This is a genomic window from Neobacillus sp. PS2-9, assembly GCF_030915525.1.
GTDB lineage: Bacteria > Bacillota > Bacilli > Bacillales > Cytobacillaceae > Neobacillus.
This window is the reverse complement of the sequence record NZ_CP133269.1, coordinates 2,491,984-2,510,525: the sequence shown is the minus strand read 5'-3', so window position 1 is coordinate 2,510,525 and position 18,542 is coordinate 2,491,984. Positions and strand designations below refer to the sequence as shown.

The window sequence follows — 18,542 nt, the reverse complement described above, 5'->3', positions numbered from 1 at the left end:
TCAACTACACTTTGATTAAAAGAAAACACTTATAATTAATGTGGCACAAAAGGTTATTCCGACGAGGCCCATTGCTAAAGTTAAACATCCTGCGGAAGCAGGAGGCGTAGGAGGAGTACTAGTTTTTTCGTTTGGTAGGCTCTGTGGGTTACTTTTTTCATTTCCTGGTGAACTGGTTATAAGCGCTTCATAAAATTCCTGCATCGTCTGATATCTGTCTGAGGAACGTACTGCCAGTGCTTTTAACAGGGCACGTTCGATACTAAAAGGAATAGTAATGCCTAGCTTTGAGGGTGCAATCAGTGAATCTTCTGCCAACCTTTCTAACGAATCAGGCGGTGTAACTCCCACTATTGCCCGATAAAAGGTTGCTCCGGCTGCATATACATCCGTCCAGGGTCCCTGTTTTCCTCTAGTGCGATACTGTTCTTCCGGAGCATAGCCTCGTTTTAATATGACATCTAAACTTTTGCTTTGTTCGCCCAACACTTGTCGTGCCGCTCCAAAATCAAGTAATTTAATTTGGCGATCTTTTGTAATATAGATATTGTCTGGGCTAATATCACGGTGGAGAATATTATGCTTATGAACCTCTGATAACGCTGATAGTGCAGGCAATAAAATGGTCAGTCCTGTTTCATAAGGAATAACTTCATTATTTCTCTCTAAAAACTCTTTAAAGGTAATTCCATCCAAATAGTACATTACAAGATAGGCGGTATTGTTTTCCGCAAAATAATCACGAACTGTTACAATACCAGGCATCGTACTAAATTTAGCCAAAACCATGGCCTCTTCCAAAAACTTTTTTAATCCATCACGATAAGCAGATTCTTGATTACCCGAATATACAGAAACATGTTGATTGGTCCCATTGCGGGTAACAAATCCGTTAGGTAGATACTCCTTAATGGCAAGCTTAATTTTCAAATCAAGGTCCAATGCTAAATATGTGACCCCAAACCCTCCACTTCCGAGTACCTTACCAAGAAGATATTTATGATTTAAGATGGTTCCTGGTGGTAAAAATAGAACCGATTCTTCCTCGTCTCCATCCTGCCAGTGACAGGTTGGGCAAATGTCAGCCGATCCCTTTACGGACATACAGCCCATACATAAATCTTCTAGATTCATAGTTGTCTACCCCCACTACCTACATCACTTCCAGTAGCTTTTCAAGTTGTTACATCAAGGCTTTTTTTGCGAAGGTTACGCCATTTTTTTATTAATAGAATGATACCCAATGTAGGAAAATAGATGACTGCGTTATAGAAAATGAATAGAAGAAAAGTAATGATGAATCCATAACCGCCCAATAGCTCCCCATTAATTGCAAGAGTGACAAGATTGATAAACAATGCATATGTTAGAAAGGTTATGGTGTTAGTCACGATAAAAGACAAAACTGGTCCTAATAACCAGTGCATCCACCATTTTTTTATCCGACTAATAAGTAAAGCCATACCAATATTGGCTGCGGTAGCTACTACTCCAAGGAATAAGAAACCTAGCAAATCATAATCATCTTTCTTAACCAGACCAAAAAGAAGATCCTTCTTATTCATTGTTGAGAAAGCTAAATTCCCTTTAGGTAAGGCCTCAAATTCACCTTGGAAATAGTCCCATTTTTCCTCATTTTCCTTTACATCTTCTGGTAAAGACAACCAATCAATAGAATCTCCATGTACTTCTTTCATTGATAAATCAGAGGCAAAATAATGATTCTTTGGAACAGCAATACTGATTTGTAGATGGTGGAATTCTTTCCATGCTGATGCAGGCTGTAATAAATATTGATATAAACGGATCGGCTGTATATAGTCTTTTTTATCGGTTCCAAAATCTTGCTGGTACTGAATTCGTAGGCTCGTTTCTTGGCTGGCTGGAAAAGGAACTTTAAATGTCGCTATATCTGAATTATCGATTGTATCGTATCCTTTCCAATCATCCAAATGTTTTCCTGTAACGGGATCCACATGAACAACAGCGGCGGAATTAAAAGCTTCCAAAAAACGGTCTAATTCACGATCTTCTTTATTGATTTCAATCGAGCTTTTGGGCAGTTCAACTCCATTGATAAAGACACGGGGAACAGAGTCTGGAGCAGCCGGTGTATAGGGAAAAGCTAGGTAGGCATCAATTGGCTTATCAGTTGGGTTCAAAAACGTATATTGAACCACGACATCTGCAGGTTTATATGCCTCATGTAAAACAAATTGAAGCTTTTCTTCCTTAACCACAATTGGGATATCATGTATGGGAATGATGGCCCCATTTCTACCAGGTTGAATGATGGGTGCACTATTTGCCATGGCAGCTGTTGGTAAAATCAAATAAAAAAGAATAATGGAAAGGAAAATAATTTTTCTATGAGAAGTTTTAATTTTCATAGCTTATTTGACATTATTCCAATCAAAATGTTCTCCACATAAAGGAACAAACATAAGTTTTGTTTCTCCTAATTCAATAATATCGTTTGCCTTTAAAGGAGTGCTAAAATCAATCACTTCATCATTCACATATACTAAACCTCTTCCTCCTCCTGCAAGCAATCGGAAGTTCTTTTTCTTTGGATCATAGATAACGGTTGCGTGATTATCTCTAGAAACCGTTTGGTCCTTGGCAATCCGAATATCATTGTTCTCTGAACGACCGATGGTATTTTTCTCTGGATGTATACGGAAGTCTGCACCTCGATCATTTCCTGCAATGCATACAAGCCAGCCGACTACAGGATCAATTCCTTCTTTATTATTAAAGATTCCAATCGTCCTGCCTTCGTCCTTCGCAACTACCGGTTTTGCTTTTTTTATAGGTTCAGGAGTCACTTGTGGCTGCTGCGGTACTGTTTTTTCAAATCCTGGCAGGGGTTGTGGAATTGGTTTGTCAAATCCAGCGTTCTTCCAAGGATCCGAATTAGGTTGTGATGGTGTTAATCCCATTGTTTTCCCCATATTTCCCTGTCCTTGACAATGAGGACAGGTACTATTCATTTGCTGATTATAAAAATGGCCATTCGCACACTGCACCATACTCATTCTATTACCCCCTTAAACATTCTTCTCTCTCGTTATCCATTGGGCTATTAATCCCTGCAAAAAATGGCGATTGCTGTATAATTATCATTATTCTTACTTGCACGAGCTAACAATCTTGTTTCCATCTTTCTTAACCATTCCTCGGGTGTCCGGGATTTAAAGTAATCAATTTCCATTTCATATTCATATACGTATTCCCAAAATCCATCGGTACATAATAACCATGTGTCACCGGACTGAAGCGGTCGGTCCAGAGATCTTATGGTCGGTTTTAGTGATTCCTCTTTTCCAAGTGATTTCAATACTTTGTTTCGGTCTTCATGCGACCGCATCTCTTTTTCAGTAATTTCTCCTTGATTGACTAGTACTTGAACCACGCTATGATCCTGAGTACGAGAAACTAACGTCCCTTGTTGAAAAAAGTAACACCTTGAATCGCCTATGTGGGCACAGACAGTGTTAATGGGATCTGCGACTACTAACACCATCGTCGTGTGCATTCTTCTTAACAGTTCTTTTTCTCTTTGCAGAGATAATATTCGCTGATTTGCTTCTGAAAATAGTGAAAAAACGGTATCCTTGGTAACTTCACTTTGATGTTTAAATCGTTCTAAAATAACTTCAACCGCTTCCTTTGAGGCGACCTCACCACCAAAATGCCCACCCATCCCATCAGCGACTACCCAGATATTTGATAGATTTTGAGAAAGAAAGGCACAATAATCTTCGTTATATTTTCTTCCACCCACATTTGATAAGGATGCTGTGGTAATGTTCATTTATTGATTCTCCAATCGCACTTCAAATGTAAATTCTGGGTTGCTTAAATAAAAGTGCTGTCCAGATTGTAAAGGGGTTTTAAGATTGGGATGAAGTCTTTGACCATTCCCAATAAAGGTTCCATTAGTTGATTGTAGGTCTGTCACATAAAAAACCTTTTGAAATACATCATAGGAGACGGTACAGTGGGCACCACTCACCGTGTTGGATGGAATGATGATCTGGCTATTGGAAGGACTTCTCCCTAATGTAACCTGCTGGTTAAGTTGAAACTTCTGACCGCTATATGGACCGTTTATGCCTACCAAGCATGGTTTCGTTTGTATAACAGAACCATCTGATGGTACTGCTGGTTTTACAATGGGAGCGGGATGATTTTTTTCCTGAGTTGGGTTCGGTATTACACGACGGCTTACTTCTTTCACTACGACTCTACCTTTTTTAGTTAAGGATAGGATAACAGCAAGGGCTGCTAATAATACTGCAAGAAGTCCCAAACCTAAGGTGGCAAAGTTAAAAATGGTGGAACCACCACTTTCCCCCCCGCCTCCTGAATACGGTTTTTCTTGTCTGCTTTCAAGCTTATATTTTATTCCTAGCTTATCAAGTTCCACTATAAGTTCATCGGCCTGAATGGACCAGCCAATGTTATCTCCTAAACGAATTCTGTCTGTCTTTTCCTGTCCATTTTCATCAAGTACAACCCCTGCAACAAGTGAAGCCATACTGTTTATGCCAATGACCGAACCGCTGTCCGTGAATAATGGACCACCAGAATTCCCAGGATTGATAGGTGCATCAGTTTGATACAAAGCCACTCCAGCCTTTGATTTCACTTTGGCACTAATAATCCCCTGTGACACTTTTACTGTAGCAACGAAAGAAGGATCAATAATACTTTGATCATTGGCTGCGCCCGGAAAACCCATTACATAAACATGGTCCGTTACTTTTACATCCTTTGAAAGTGTAAAAGTAACAGCTGGTCGATCTAATGTGCTCTCTGTCTGTAGTACAGCTAAATCTTTCTCCTGTGAGGACCATTGGACGGTTGCAGGTACGATTTTTCCTACTTCTAAAATGATATTTACTGGTCCACCCTGTTCAGCACAGTCAATGACATGATGATTGGTAACTACATGGTCTGAGTTTCCAATCACAAAACCAGTCCCCATGCTGACTGCTCCGCTTAAATCACCACACGTAACAAGGATGGTGCTTGCCTGCATTTCTTCCGTTGACTTTGCATCGGCTGATGGTGGAAGAAGACCGAAAAGAGTAATCAGCAGGGCAACCAACAATAAAGGATAATATCGTTTTAATCCTTTCATTTGTTTTTATCACCTTCTTTTGTATGTTTTGGTTCTGTTTTTTCATTTAAATGAAGAGCGTTCAAAACCTTAGATTTGATTTCATTAAAACTTCCATCTTTACCGTAAAAGTAATAACCTGCTAGTCCGCCAGTTAAAAGGATTAGTATAAGTAAGAGAGTAAGGAGAAATGGAAAGAACCTTCTTTTTCTTTTTAATACAGATTTACTTCTAGAGGGAGGGTCATCCGTTGTTTCTGTAAATGTGGTGATATTTTCTATCCTTGCTGTTTGATTTTCCTTTTTACATTCTAAAAGGACTGCTGTTATGTTGTCTTGATAGGGATGTTTAAAATCTAATACTTTATTAACAAGTAAATCGCAAACACCGTCTTTATTTTCAGATAGAAGTTGAACGATATCCCCCTCACTCATAAACCCGTAAAGGCCGTCACTGCATAATAATATTCGGTCACCGACCTTCAGCGGAAAAGGAACGACATTTTGGTCAATTTCTGTTATTTCCTCTAATCCAAGGAAGCTTGTCAAGGCTGCTCTTTGAGGATGTGTTTCGGCTTCTTCTTTTGAAATGGTCCCTTTTGCCGCTTCTTCATTTAATACCTTTGCATATACATGGTCCTCTGTTAATTGAATAAGTTCATTATGCCGGTACAAGTAAATACGGCTGTCTCCTACTGAAATCCAGTATAAGTGCCCATCTTTAACGGTGGCAGCAATGAGGGTTGAACCCACCTGATTTTGTAAACCCTTGGTTTCCGCGAACTGTTGAACTTGACTGTTTGAATAAATTAGCGCATCATGCAAAAGTGTGGGAACATCTTCTCCAAAACGGACATCTTGATAGTAACTTAGAAATGACTGTACAGCCAGTTGGCTCACTTCACTTCCGTGTGTCATCCCACCCATTCCATCTGCAAGAACCGCCGTAAAACCACGTTTATTTATAATCTCAGTTTGATCAAACGAGGAAAAACCGAATGAATCCTCTTGCTGTTCCCTTGCACCAATATGCTGTGCATTATCAGGTCGGATTTGCATCTTTTCACCCCAAGAAATTGTCATACGAAACTAAGTTTTTTCATTTCATAAAAGCTCCCCACCCTAGTTCGATAGTCGTAGTAAAAAAATAGGATGGCTCACAAAAAATGTATTTTCTAAAATGTAATTTTATGTCCATCGATGATGTAAATTTATTTGCATGGAGTTTAAGGAAAAGGAACTAGAGGATTATTTTCCCTAATTCCTCTTTATTTACATAGAGTACGCTCGATTTAAAAGTTTACGTTCGCAATTCTCAATACCATCCGCTGCTAGATTAATATAGTTAATGCAATTTTGGATATTTCCATCATTGCCAATACCCCAGTCATTAAAGAGGAGCTTTAAGCTACCTATAATATCACTTATTGTATAAAGGGAATCTATTCTCCTATCAATGGTATTTAGCCTGTTTTGAATACTTTGTAGCTGCACCGCCATATTTCGAAGCCTATAAATATCTACATTAATCGGTAAATAGTAAGTAGGGTTAAACCAAGAATTCCACAGTTTTTGAATCGAGTTCGAGAGACTAGAAAACACATTAGAAATAGTCTCAGAGACTGCTTTACTAAAATCATGAATAGCCTTACCAGCTGCAACAGCTGTGTGCACAAGTCCGTCTATTACATAATTCACCATGCCGACAACTTTGTTGTAAACGGCCGAAACAAACTTTGAAACCTCTTCGACAACAATCGGAATGACCGTTTGGGCAAGAGCAACAGCCGCAACGATTATCCCGCCTACAACGATGGCGCCTGCAAATAATGCCGCTGTTCCCACTAGCACACCTGCATAAGCTATAGTCGCTTGTGGACTGATTACGAACATAATCAAACCAGCTTTGATTAAACCACCATAATCAATTCGCATATTTTTAAGTGCAACAACAGTGTTGATTAGCCCTTCAAGCATAGGGTCGGGAAGTACTTCTAAGTCGATGGTCATGTTATGAATCCATTGTGTTGTAAAATCCTTTTTTTGGGGTACCTTTCTTTTAAGGTTTACACCATCATTAGCCATAAAGTGTACGAAGTGATTATCGGTAAGGTCATCAACCGTCGCTTCAATAATTATGGGTGTGGTTGGGTTATATAATATGGAGGATACATAGTCTTTTTCATTTTGAAGTTCTTTTATCCTCGACTTCATTTCATGAAACTCATCCCTATGTGAAAGTTGGAATGTTTGATTAAAGCCTGGTGCATTAAAGGTAGTCGTGTTAGTTATTTTGTCTCTAATTTCTTTGCTTGCACCTACAGTGGCTGCAATAGCAATATTCCCACCCAAGGAATGTCCAATGAGACTAATAGAACCATACTTTGGTCCATTAGTATTAAGATAATCAATAGCTTTACCTTGTTGAATGGTTAATGGTGAAGTAATTGTATTAAAATTATTAGTCCAATCTGTATTAAAGTGATTAAGGTTATTCATGTCTTCACTACCGCGGAAGGTCATTATTGCTTGACCTTCAAGTGGTTCAAAGGTATAAGCAACAAATCCTGTCTTCGTATTTTGGTCGTCTACATCTTTAATCTTCCAATAGTAATATTTTGATTTGGGGTCGGAAATGGAAAGAATTATACTTTGAAAATGTTCAAATTCAGCTACTGTTTTGAATTTAGGCCTAAAATCCTTTAAATCTTTGAGAACAGCCTCGTTATCTTTCATTAATTGTCCAATTGTTAATGTCCCATTTATTGCAGCATGTTTTTGTTTTTCACTTAGGTCAAAGTACACAATATAAGCCAAAATCAACTGATCAATTTCCGTCAGTTCTAACGGCATAAAATCCCACCCTTGTTATTTGAAATTTCTCTGTATGTCTTCTGCCGATTCAAGAATAATCGAATTTTCAATTGTTAGCCAAGAGTGTTGATAGGTATGGTCTTTTTTTGAATAATAATCATAAGCCTCGATACTATCAATAAGGAGTTCTTGTTTTTGGTCTATTTGCTGGTATGTGGCAGGCTTAACAAGAAACAAACGAATGTATGCTTCTTTTACCCCGAGGGAAATGGCCTCATTTGCAAATTCATGAAGTCTCTCCGCCAGGTTAGTTAGATTCACTTCCTTATCACACTTAACGAAAAAATATATAATCACTTCTGAATTATTTTTTAAATATGTTTTTATAGATATTCCTCTATCGGTAAGACTTTGGTCAGGAAAGGACATACCAGTAGAGGATAAATAGGTTTTTTGGTGATAGGGATCATCAAAATAGTGATCTACCAGTTTTCTTACTTCTGTGTCTAATTTCTCAGCCATTACGATATTCATATATGAATCCCACATGTTATTTAAATCCATTGTGATCTCTACGCTGAATTTCTTAGATACTGTCTCTTTGGGATAAACAATGGCCTTTAATGTATTTGAATGAAGAGTGCCGTAGCCTCCGCCAATTCTATCGACCACAAATTCTTGGCCGTATTTTTCTTTTAGTTTTTGTTGGATTGTTTTGGCTGCTTCCAAATTCTTTTCATTACATGCTGCCAAAGTTAACAAAGTAAACACACTCATAGTAACGAGCACCGCCTTAAGGTACAGATTCATATCACATTCCAAAAATCTCCCTAAGTGAGTTCATATAAATTATTTTTTATTTGGTTATAGTGGCTTGCCACCTTATTTAATTTTTGAGAACAATATTCTGTACCAATTCCTTTAAATTCCTTTAACTCATTAGCTGTATTATTTAGGTCTCTAATAATGCTATTTAATTCATTTATTATGGAGTAGATTTCTGCTTTTGCTTTTGCATCCATACCTCATTCCTCCAATTTTAAGAACAATGGGATGAGGGTAACAAAAAATATCTTTGTTACCCCCTGCGAAATATTTAAATTATTTAAATTGGCTTGCGTTGTTATTAATTGCAGTTTCAGTTTGATTATAGTTATCAACTGTTTGGTCTAAAAAAATCGCATACGAGTTAATAACGTTTTTATATTCTTCAAATCTCGGGGCAAGTGCATTAAACTTATCCCTAATGGTATTTGATGCATCGCTTTGCCAGGATTGTGCCAGGTTACCCATTTCCTTTTTAATTTCTTCTAATCTTGTTGAAAGGTCTTGATTGATTGCTTTAATCGATTGAGCTGTACTCGATACCTCTGGTAAAGATATATTAATTCCTTCAGCTGCCATGGAAGAACCTCCTTAATGTTCAATTAATTGGTTAGTTTTTTCGCAGCATTAATTGTTTCAGATTGCGTTTGTCTGTATACTGTTGCAGCCTGCTTCAAAAACTCTGAGTATTGCTTCATGAGAGCGACCATTGCTTGGAAATCGTCCATAAAGCCTTTAATTTGCGTAACATAAGCAAGGTTATCTGCTCCTTGCCATGCAGAACCCATTCCATCGACCTCACTGAAAAGCTTGGTGTATTGGCGCTCATAATCAGCTGCTTGCGCATCAATTTTTTGTGAAGCTGATTCGAGTTTTGCCGGATCAACTACAATTTTCCTCCCCAATACTAAAACCCCTCTCTATTAAATTTTAAATTTTATATTAACATCAGGTTTGAGCCGTTTTGTAAGCCGAGCTCACTCGCTGATTTGTTAATATCAATGATAATTCCATTTTTCCTTTCGCATAACACGGTATCGGGTGATTTTGCAAAATAACCGCTAGATAATTCAGATATGGCACTAGATAACAACATCTCGATTTCATGCATTTTAAGAGTTGGAGGAATGTATACATCAAAGGTTTTTTCGATTGCTGGCACAAATACCTCAATTAGAATTTTCTCCATCACAGCATAACCTCCACATTCCGATTACACGAAGTCAGTAATTTAACTAGAGAGGTGTTTCCACTTTTAATCATGTAACCGAAATCCTCACCGATTTCCTGATACATATCATTGGTGATTTTGTTTAATTTGAATTGATATTGGTTAGTTATTCCATTACCAATCCATATCCCATCCTTCATTGATAAATGAGTTTTAAACCAAGGCTCAAAGGATACGGTTGATAGATAGGAGACACTTTCACAGATGAAAAAATGCACATTGTAGGTCCTATCCCCTTTTTCTAGCAATATTTTCAACTTATCCTTTGAATCTGCAGATAGTCTTATTTGTAATGCAGATAGGGAAGTAATTATATAAATTTGTTTTTCGAAACATGGAGCAGTTTCTCGGGCAGTCAAGGCCTCTTTATAGGTATTGTTTCTTAATACTAAGAGATTGAACATTTCCACGACTGTCTGATCATAGTCTGATTTCTTTCCTTGATAGCTGTATGTTTTTGAGCTATCATGTAAAAATTTATCTTCAGGATCGAGAACTGTAACGGTGGAATTCCCTTTCTCTATTAATAATTCAGCTAGACCTTGAACAAAATCAGCTTTCTCATTGTTTTGTGATAATACAAGATTGATATACGACCGATTATACTCAAAATATGAAATTTCCAGTCTGTTTTTTTCTACTCCAACAGGTATTCTTCCGTCAGGACTGTTTTTTATCTCATTCATTAAGAAGTCACTATCTACCTTATCAGGAAGAGTTGGAATTCTTTTGGCAAACATATGGCTTTTCTTCGCTAAGTTGTCACAGTAGTTGCGGATGTATTCTAAAATGTTATCAAGATCTTGATGGACAAGAGCGATTTGGAATTCATAGACTTGATCCGTCTTATAAATCCCTCTACCTTTTAATTTGGAGGGATAGACACCTTCTATATTCCCGAGTACCCCTGAATAATCAGAGGTGTCATTCAACTGCAGGACAAAAAGCTGTTTAAAGTTTTGAAGTAGTCGGTACCTTACTGCTCCAGTATTAGCAGCCGTAACAATAAAATAGATACCATATTTCAATCCTTCTCTAGTGAGATATCCAAGCGCTTCTTCTTTGTCCTCAAACATTTCCGTAAAACCTGCAATGTTGTGAATGACAATCACAATTGACGCCAGCGTTGTCTTTGTTGCTTTGCGGTATGACTGATAATCTCCACCATAATCCGAGAATTGCTTCTTCCGTTGTTCAACTTCCTGATATAACATTTTGAATAAATTGTTGACTTTCTCCGCTTCATGTGATAATAAAACATCACCGACATGCGGTGCTTTTGAAAAGGCACGTAAGGTTTCAGAGCCGAAATCAAGAAGATACAGGTTTAATTCTGCAGCTGAATGATCTTGCATTAATGAGTAGATTAGTGTTCTTAAGAAGGTGGATTTTCCACTAGTAGCAGATCCGTATATTACGGCATTTCCTTCTTTTGATAATGGAAAAGTCATGACTAGCTGGCGTTGATTTGCTGGATCATCAATTTCCCCAATGACTGGATTGATTTCAAAGTTAGGAGGACGAGTTACTTTATATTTTTCTTTTAACTCATTGAGGTAGATTTTTTGAGGTATTGGTTCAAGCCATAATGGACGAACTCGTATGTTCTCTTCTTTGGCTATTCCTGAGAGATATTTATTAATTTCATCGATTTGCTTTTGCGGATTCGTAACCATCATTTGTCTTTTGTTTATCTTAACTTCCTTAAGCAGCCTTCCTTGTTTATCTATTACAACTACACTATCGTCTATTTTCTTTTCCACACGTTCTGATGGATAGTACGGCGCACCTCCCCAGGCAGATTGACCAAGATCGAATAATTCATTAAAACCAACTTGAACAAAAAAACGACCAGTTACAGAGAGCTCTGCGGCGTCAGGACGTTTAATGACATCCATGCTATCCGCTTTTTCTTGTACCTTTAAACAAATGCGAAACTTACTGTTACTCCAAATCTGATCATCTACCACTCCTGATGGTTTCTGGGTGGCTAGAATTAAATGCACACCTAAGCTTCGTCCAATACGGGCAGCACTTACAAGTTGCTCCATAAACTCTGGCTGTTGTGTTTTTAACTCTGCAAACTCATCAGAGATGATAAATAGATGCTGTAATGGCTCGGAGACTTGACCTTCTCTAAATAGTTTTTGATATTTATAAATATCAATATTACTGACATTTAGTGTTTTACTTGCTTCTCCGAAAATGGCTTGCCTTCGTTTCAGTTCACTCTGTATGGAAATTAATGACCTTTTCACCGCTGAACCATCTAGGTTTGTAATGGTTCCCGCTAAGTGTGGTAAATCAGTAAAAGCGTTAGCCATTCCACCACCTTTATAATCAATTAAGATAAAAGCGACCTCATGCGGGTGATAATTTACGGCCAAAGAAAGAATGTAGGTCATAATGACTTCGCTCTTTCCAGAACCAGTCATCCCAGCAATCAAACCATGTGGGCCATGAAATTTTTCATGTAAATCCAAATAAAATTTTTCACCAGAAGTATCTACACCAATGGGGGTTTGAAGTGTCCGTGTTGGATCGTTTTCCTTCCAGCGTGTTAGTGCATTTAAGTGCTCAATTTTCCCCACTTCAAACATATCTAAAAACGTTAACATGGTTGGTAGGGTAAATTTTGATAAAGTAGAATCTAATTGAATATTAGCTAAACTCTTTGCAAGCTCCATTTCATTAACATCTAAATATTTGTCCGCTTGGAAAGAGATATATTCACCTGTGATATCATCTTTATCATAAATTTTTGCTTCATCGCCGTCGTGCTGAACGACAATAGAGCATTCTTTAGGTAGGTTCATTAGTTCATCATAGAGATGGATCAGACTTATCCCATGATTTTTTTTATGTTTAAGGACCATATTTATCATTTCAGCCTTTGTAGCAAGGCCTTTATCCATAGCAAAAATCAAGTAATAAGGGGTAATTGATTTAAGGTCTTCTGAATTTGAAATACGTTCCCTTTCTGCTAATTCTTTTTCAAAAAAGGAGGATACCTCCTTCACTTCAGTGAGATTTGTAGCGATATATCTCGTCACTTTATTGTCATCCCAAACATGTGGAAGCCACTTTACAAATTCCCATTTCTCACTCTCTTTATGGTTATAGAGAAAGACTAGCTTTACCTCATCGTAGCTATGCAGTGCGGTCGTTTGAAAAATCAGACTTTTAACTAATGGTAGGACGTGTTCTCTTTTTCCGATTATCCCGCAAATCCAATCCTCTATTAAAGAAAGAGAGATTGGTACCTGTTCTAGATTTCTTGGTTCCTCTACTAAACGATCAAGCTCGTTTTTTAGTAAATCATCTTCGAGAGAAAACTTTTTTTCAGGTACTTTAAGATCGACCTCCAAGGGCAGAGTGCCTAAACCGAGACGGAGCGTGAGAAAATCATTTTGTATATGTGTTCTTTCCCAGAGATTTCTCTTTCTTTGTTTAATCCTCTCCATACATTCATTAATGGTAATATGATTTTCATGTAAGATTTTTCGTTGATGCTCTGTCTCTTTAGCAATCTGATTTCGAGTGTCATTAAGATAGGCTTTATATTTTTCCTGCCTAGCTAACTCATCTTTTCTTTTCTTTTTACCTTCGTATCTTCTTGTTAAAATTGGCCAAAGAATCATCCCAATAAGCATGCTAATAGACATGACCAATGTTGGCATAGCGGTCATGAGGTTCCCATTATTTAATGCGTTATTTAAGGTAACAATCCCTGTAAATAATGATGCCATCCCCATGGTGATAGAGGGACCTAGCATTAACATTAACGGGGTTTGTTCTTGATTCCCAAGTGATGGGGGAGAATCAATTTTAATTTCCTTCTTTTTGATATCCCGTTTAAACCGTGGTGAACGGAAAAAGACATTGGTTACTTGCTCCTCTACTTCCTCTTCTTCAACATCTGCGGTAATGGCTTGTTTTTCATATTCTATAAACACATGATCGTTATATGTTACTTGGTTGTTCGGATTATTAATCGCAATATATCTATTCCCAATTATTATTTTAAGGCCAAGGATATAAATGACATCACCAGGATGGAGTTCTAGAGAGGTGACGCGTGTGCCATTCACAAACGTACCGTTATAACTCTTGTTATCTCTGATTGATAGTTGATTTCCACTGATAAAAAGTTCAGCGTGAATCGAGGAAGTGAATGGACTAAAATACCGTATATCACATTCATCATTACGCCCAATTGTAATCTTTCCATTAGGAGGAAGAATTAACTTTTTAAAAACCTTTCGATCATTGGTGTTTGGCTCCGATAACAAGATAGCCTCTTCATCTGTTTTTTTAAGTTTTATGGAATAAATTTTCCGTGGTTCAAGATTCACTTCTTTTACATGTTCCCCATTATCAAAAATAGCTGCTTTTCGATTGGATTTTAATACCCACTGATTTTCAATTCCTTCGACTCCAATAACTCTTTCTTCCACTCCATCAGTATTAACTTCTGTAATCCAATACTGTCCTTTTTTCTTTTCAGGCAAGACACACGTATAAATTACATCCCCTTTAAGTAATGAAAGTTGCATGGACCACGACTCCTTAAATAAGGTAATTGGTTCTTCATGTATGTAGAAAGGTCCATTGCCAAGAATAGAGAGAAATGACTACTGGATATACATACCCAATTTTTTGATAATGATACCAATGTTTATGCTCATCTAATGAGTAAATATACTCATCATAAAAAATAAAAAGCAGGTCGGTATACCGACCTGCTTGGTTTCATTTATGCCTTTAGGGCCATTAATCTTTCGTTGACTTCTTCTTCACTTAATCCATGCTGAGCAACATAACGGTTTTTTGGGTGAACCCTACACTCATGTGAACAGCTACGTAAATGTATGTGTTCGTTCTCTTCAGAACATAGAATTTTTCGATTACATTCTGGATTTGCACAGTTCACATAGCGTTCACAAGGCTCTCCAGTATAGTAGTCTTTTCCTACAATGACATGCTCTTTTTGATTAACAGGCACACTGATCCGCTCATCAAATACGTAGAGTTGGCCATCCCAAAGATCTCCCTGTACTTCTGGGTCTTTTCCATAAGTAACAATACCGCCATCAAGCTGTGATACATCTTCAAATCCCTCTTGAAGCATCCAACCTGAAAATTTTTCACAGCGGATGCCACCAGTACAATAGGTAAGAATCTTTTTCCCTTCAAACTGTTCCTTATTCTCTCTAATCCATTGCGGAAGATCACGGAAATTTAAGATATCCGGCCTAACAGCCCCTCGGAAATGTCCTAAGTCATATTCATAGTCATTTCTAGCATCAATAACCACAGTGTCTTCGCTCTGCATTTGTTCAAAAAATTCCTTCGGTTTCAAATGCTTTCCAGTGAGAACATTTGGATTGATATCGTCCTCTAAACGTAAGGTAACCAGTTCCGATCTAGAACGGACCTTCATCTTTTTGAAGGCATGTTCAGATGCTTCATCCATTTTAAAAATTGTACCAGAAAACAGCGGGTGCTGCTCCATGTATTGGATATAGGCATTTGTTTGGTCAATAGTACCCGAAACAGTTCCATTAATTCCTTCTGCGGCAATAATAATTCTGCCTTTTAAGCCTACTTCATTACAGAATTGGCGATGTTCATCCGCTGTTTCTTCAGGATTCTCTATCTGAACATATTTATAATATAATAACACTCTATATTCTTGAATCATATTTACCACCTTGCACTTTCCTATAATAAAACGTATAAAACATACGTATTTTTGAAATTAACCTTATTATTATATCAAAAACTCGAACTACTTTTCAAATGTTTGAACCTCTTCCCGCTAAAAGGTGGATATTACCAACCTATCTTCCCTGCTTTTTCTGTTACAATTTTCATTGAAGAAAACGGAGGAGGAACAATCTAATGAAAAAACATTATAGCCTCCTTGCATTGGTAATTTCTATTACCTTCATTGGAGGCATTTTTACTGGAGTATTTTTCTCTACTAACAACGATCATTCAAAATCTAAGAATATACAAAAAGTAGCGCAGTCTGAGATAAAGCCGCAGACAAAGGACTTACCAGAAGTTAAAAAAGCCTCTTCGAAAGTCCTTATTGGTTATGTCCAGGATTTTCGCGATCCAAATATCGTGGATTACGAAAAATTAACTCATGTGATTTTTTCTTTTGCCCATCCGACAAAAGACGGAGGGATTTTGCTCAATGGTGATGCTGCTATAGGGAACCTTCGGGCAATGGTTGCTAAAGCTCATAAATATAATACAAAAGTGATGCTAGCCGTTGGCGGTTGGTTCCATATAAACGGCGGCGAATCGTATGAGTATTTTAAAACTGCAATTTCTAATCCTGTTAGCCGAACAAGGTTAGCTAACGAGCTTACTAGCATCGCTGAACGAGAAAAGCTAGATGGTATTGATATAGATTTTGAACATCCACGTTCCAAAGCAGATGCAAAAAATCTAGCTGCTTTTACAAAGGAATTAAGTTCCCAGTTACATGCAAAAAATAAGGAATTATCAATTGCTGTTTACTCCAAAATTCATGCACAAACTCTTACAGAAATTGGCTTTGTGGTGTATGAGCCATCGATGTTCGCCGATGTGGATCATGTTAATATTATGGCTTACGACGGACAGTGGGATGGTGGGTATAATGGAGCAAACTTATCACCCTACCCGTTTACTGAAAAAATTGTAACCTATTGGACTCGTTTATTTGAAACATACCATTACCCAACAGAAAAGCTAGTATTAGGTGTACCGCTTTATGCACAACCTGCTGATCCAAAAATTAAACAGGTATCTTATGGGACGATCATTAACGAAAACCCTGCAAATGCAAATAGTGATACAGTAAAGATGAACGGAACAACCTATTATTATAATGGCGATGCAACGATGAAAAAGAAAACGAAGCTGGCATTGGACCACAGCTTAGGTGGAATGATGCTCTGGGAAGCGGGTCTCGATGCACAAGGTTCTCATAGTTTAACTTCATCCATTTTCAGTGTTTTGAAGGATTCTGATAAGGAACCAGTTAAATACTATACGGTTAAGAAGGATTAGGTATATGAAGCTGAACTCTCTTTAAAAGATGGTTCAGCTTTTTATTGTTTACTTTTTAGCGTCTAGATTATACACGACATGAATTCGTCACAAAATATGGTATTTGTCGAATATTTTTCCAAGTTTTTTGAAGGAGATTGTCGAAAAAAAGAGAATGAAATAAGTAGTTGAAAAAAGGAGGAAGAAAGATGAAGAAATTATTAACAATATTATTTGGTGCCTTAATCGCTTTATCCCTCTTTGTCACTACGGGGAATACGGCAAAAGCAGCTAAACCTGGAGATGATTGTGGATGTACAGGGACACTAGTAGGTGCGGAAAAGAATAAAATTGTGGCTGACTTACTAAGCAGTCAAGAATTTAAAACAGCTAAAGCAGAGCTAACATCAGCTGGTTATTCTTATAAGGGAGCATCTCTCATCAAAGTAGCAAAAATGGAAGTAAATATTATTACGGTTGTTCCTTTTTATACTAGTGAAGGACAAACGATTATTGCTGGATTTGTTAATGGTGAATTTAAAGGAGCTGTTAATCCAGCGACAGGAGAAACAGTACTACATCCTCAAGAAAAGGAAACACAATTACAATCTCTACTTGCAATTTTTTAATAATAAAGGTTCCCATTAATTATGGGAACCTTTATTATTGCAATTTACCCTGGACAAAAACGCTTGTATCTCCCTAAGCAATTCCTTTGGATTTTCGTACATGCTCATATGTCCCGAAGATTTTATCACTGAATGAATAATATTAGGTTTTGTCACTGAGAATGTTTTCTCTGCTGGGATGATTTGATCTTGTTCCCCTGCTAATAATAGGACAGGTAACTCTGTATTTTCTAATACAAGATTTCGGTCAGGTCTGACTTTCATTGCTTGCAATGCATGAATGGTACCCTCTTGTGTCGTTCCGTAACCAATCTCCTTTGCTGTTTCTACATATTCTTCACCCTTATGTTCAGGAGAAAAAAGCTTTGGTACTAGCCCATCAATTAGTGGCCGCACTCCCTGCTGCATCACTTTTTCAATGTTTCCTTGTCTTCCCTTTTTAGCCTCATCTGAATCTGGATATGCAGTGGAATGAACTAAAGAGAATCCAGTTAATTGGTCACTATATTTCTCAGCAAAAGCAAGAGTAATGTAACCTCCCAAAGAGTGCCCGAACATCGTTACCTTCTCTAAATTTAGCCCATCGATAAGTTCTTTTATCCGATCTGCCATCGCTTCAATCGTCGAACCATTTGAAAGTGGTTCTGATTCCCCATGACCAGGCAAATCTGGTGCAATGACTCGGCAGTTTCTTGATAATTCTGGTATGACCTCTTCCCAATAACGAGAACTACCACAAAAACCATGAAGAAGAACAACTGGCATTCCTTCTCCTTTATCCACATATGAAATCGATGAACCTTCATGTTTTTGAAATTTTACTTCCATCATCCTCACTCCTATCCATTTCCACTCTTCTTGTCATATAT

The 18,542-nt window shown here is 37.5% G+C and carries 17 protein-coding genes; 2 read left to right on the top strand and 15 right to left on the bottom strand.

Annotation, left to right across the window (positions count from 1 at the left end; translation table 11 throughout):
• Positions 1-15: 15 nt before the first annotated feature.
• The 14 genes from RCG25_RS12705 to RCG25_RS12640 all read right to left on the bottom strand — a co-directional run bounded on the left by RCG25_RS12705 (position 16) and on the right by RCG25_RS12640 (position 15,701).
• Positions 16-1,134, bottom strand: a complete 1,119-nt coding sequence (locus tag RCG25_RS12705; protein WP_308083995.1) for a serine/threonine protein kinase — start codon at positions 1,132-1,134, stop codon at positions 16-18.
• Between the two features lie 41 nt (positions 1,135-1,175).
• Entirely contained in the window at positions 1,176-2,390 is a 1,215-nt protein-coding gene (locus tag RCG25_RS12700; RefSeq protein ID WP_308083994.1) for a hypothetical protein, read from the bottom strand.
• 3 nt (positions 2,391-2,393) lie between these two features.
• Positions 2,394-3,038, bottom strand: coding sequence for an FHA domain-containing protein (locus tag RCG25_RS12695; protein WP_308083993.1), 645 nt, complete (start codon positions 3,036-3,038; stop codon positions 2,394-2,396).
• Positions 3,039-3,085: 47 nt separating this feature from the next.
• On the bottom strand, positions 3,086-3,817 hold the full coding sequence (locus tag RCG25_RS12690; protein WP_308083992.1) for a PP2C family protein-serine/threonine phosphatase: 732 nt from the start codon (positions 3,815-3,817) through the stop codon (positions 3,086-3,088).
• The gene (locus RCG25_RS12685; RefSeq protein WP_308083991.1) at positions 3,818-5,149 is read right to left on the bottom strand and encodes a trypsin-like peptidase domain-containing protein; all 1,332 of its coding nucleotides are present in this window, start codon (positions 5,147-5,149) and stop codon (positions 3,818-3,820) included.
• Entirely contained in the window at positions 5,146-6,186 is a 1,041-nt protein-coding gene (locus RCG25_RS12680) for a PP2C family protein-serine/threonine phosphatase (protein WP_308083990.1), read from the bottom strand. Before RCG25_RS12680 ends, RCG25_RS12685 begins: the two co-directional genes overlap by 4 nt.
• A 213-nt stretch (positions 6,187-6,399) precedes the next feature.
• Complete coding sequence (locus RCG25_RS12675) at positions 6,400-7,980, bottom strand: Mbeg1-like protein (RefSeq protein ID WP_308083989.1); 1,581 nt, start codon at positions 7,978-7,980, stop codon at positions 6,400-6,402.
• Between the two features lie 15 nt (positions 7,981-7,995).
• Positions 7,996-8,718, bottom strand: coding sequence for a hypothetical protein (locus RCG25_RS12670; RefSeq protein ID WP_308083988.1), 723 nt, complete (start codon positions 8,716-8,718; stop codon positions 7,996-7,998).
• A 53-nt stretch (positions 8,719-8,771) separates the two neighbouring features.
• The gene (locus tag RCG25_RS12665; RefSeq protein ID WP_308083987.1) at positions 8,772-8,963 is read right to left on the bottom strand and encodes a hypothetical protein; all 192 of its coding nucleotides are present in this window, start codon (positions 8,961-8,963) and stop codon (positions 8,772-8,774) included.
• A gap of 79 nt (positions 8,964-9,042) precedes the next feature.
• Positions 9,043-9,345, bottom strand: coding sequence for a pore-forming ESAT-6 family protein (locus tag RCG25_RS12660; protein WP_308083986.1), 303 nt, complete (start codon positions 9,343-9,345; stop codon positions 9,043-9,045).
• Between the two features lie 23 nt (positions 9,346-9,368).
• Positions 9,369-9,671, bottom strand: a complete 303-nt coding sequence (locus tag RCG25_RS12655) for a WXG100 family type VII secretion target (RefSeq protein WP_308083985.1) — start codon at positions 9,669-9,671, stop codon at positions 9,369-9,371.
• A 32-nt stretch (positions 9,672-9,703) separates the two neighbouring features.
• The gene (locus tag RCG25_RS12650; protein ID WP_308084174.1) at positions 9,704-9,955 is read right to left on the bottom strand and encodes a methyltransferase; all 252 of its coding nucleotides are present in this window, start codon (positions 9,953-9,955) and stop codon (positions 9,704-9,706) included.
• Entirely contained in the window at positions 9,955-14,553 is a 4,599-nt protein-coding gene (essC, locus tag RCG25_RS12645; RefSeq protein WP_308083984.1) for a type VII secretion protein EssC, read from the bottom strand. The genes RCG25_RS12650 and essC overlap by 1 nt, the downstream gene beginning before the upstream one ends.
• A 200-nt stretch (positions 14,554-14,753) precedes the next feature.
• A complete protein-coding gene (locus tag RCG25_RS12640; protein WP_308083983.1) occupies positions 14,754-15,701 on the bottom strand; it encodes an oxygen-dependent tRNA uridine(34) hydroxylase TrhO in 948 nt (315 codons plus the stop codon).
• A 200-nt stretch (positions 15,702-15,901) separates the two neighbouring features.
• Here RCG25_RS12640 and RCG25_RS12635 point away from each other — a divergent pair, with 200 nt between their 5' ends.
• Positions 15,902-17,065: a glycoside hydrolase family 18 protein gene (locus RCG25_RS12635; RefSeq protein ID WP_308083982.1), complete on the top strand. Its 1,164-nt coding sequence runs from the start codon at positions 15,902-15,904 to the stop codon at positions 17,063-17,065.
• Between the two features lie 188 nt (positions 17,066-17,253).
• Positions 17,254-17,673, top strand: a complete 420-nt coding sequence (locus tag RCG25_RS12630) for a hypothetical protein (RefSeq protein WP_308083981.1) — start codon at positions 17,254-17,256, stop codon at positions 17,671-17,673.
• Between the two features lie 15 nt (positions 17,674-17,688).
• On the opposite strand, the gene RCG25_RS12625 is transcribed toward RCG25_RS12630, so the two are convergent.
• The gene (locus RCG25_RS12625; RefSeq protein ID WP_308083980.1) at positions 17,689-18,504 is read right to left on the bottom strand and encodes an alpha/beta fold hydrolase; all 816 of its coding nucleotides are present in this window, start codon (positions 18,502-18,504) and stop codon (positions 17,689-17,691) included.
• Positions 18,505-18,542: the final 38 nt, after the last annotated feature.

Coding starts and splice junctions, on each gene's coding strand:
- RCG25_RS12705 (WP_308083995.1), bottom strand. CDS start 1,134: ATGAATCTAGAAGATTTATGTATGGGCTGTATGTCCGTAAAGGGATCG.
- RCG25_RS12700 (WP_308083994.1), bottom strand. CDS start 2,390: ATGAAAATTAAAACTTCTCATAGAAAAATTATTTTCCTTTCCATTATT.
- RCG25_RS12695 (WP_308083993.1), bottom strand. CDS start 3,038: ATGAGTATGGTGCAGTGTGCGAATGGCCATTTTTATAATCAGCAAATG.
- RCG25_RS12690 (WP_308083992.1), bottom strand. CDS start 3,817: ATGAACATTACCACAGCATCCTTATCAAATGTGGGTGGAAGAAAATAT.
- RCG25_RS12685 (WP_308083991.1), bottom strand. CDS start 5,149: ATGAAAGGATTAAAACGATATTATCCTTTATTGTTGGTTGCCCTGCTG.
- RCG25_RS12680 (WP_308083990.1), bottom strand. CDS start 6,186: ATGCAAATCCGACCTGATAATGCACAGCATATTGGTGCAAGGGAACAG.
- RCG25_RS12675 (WP_308083989.1), bottom strand. CDS start 7,980: ATGCCGTTAGAACTGACGGAAATTGATCAGTTGATTTTGGCTTATATT.
- RCG25_RS12670 (WP_308083988.1), bottom strand. CDS start 8,718: ATGAGTGTGTTTACTTTGTTAACTTTGGCAGCATGTAATGAAAAGAAT.
- RCG25_RS12665 (WP_308083987.1), bottom strand. CDS start 8,963: ATGGATGCAAAAGCAAAAGCAGAAATCTACTCCATAATAAATGAATTA.
- RCG25_RS12660 (WP_308083986.1), bottom strand. CDS start 9,345: ATGGCAGCTGAAGGAATTAATATATCTTTACCAGAGGTATCGAGTACA.
- RCG25_RS12650 (WP_308084174.1), bottom strand. CDS start 9,955: ATGGAGAAAATTCTAATTGAGGTATTTGTGCCAGCAATCGAAAAAACC.
- essC (WP_308083984.1), bottom strand. CDS start 14,553: ATGCAACTTTCATTACTTAAAGGGGATGTAATTTATACGTGTGTCTTG.
- RCG25_RS12640 (WP_308083983.1), bottom strand. CDS start 15,701: ATGATTCAAGAATATAGAGTGTTATTATATTATAAATATGTTCAGATA.
- RCG25_RS12635 (WP_308083982.1), top strand. CDS start 15,902: ATGAAAAAACATTATAGCCTCCTTGCATTGGTAATTTCTATTACCTTC.
- RCG25_RS12630 (WP_308083981.1), top strand. CDS start 17,254: ATGAAGAAATTATTAACAATATTATTTGGTGCCTTAATCGCTTTATCC.
- RCG25_RS12625 (WP_308083980.1), bottom strand. CDS start 18,504: ATGATGGAAGTAAAATTTCAAAAACATGAAGGTTCATCGATTTCATAT.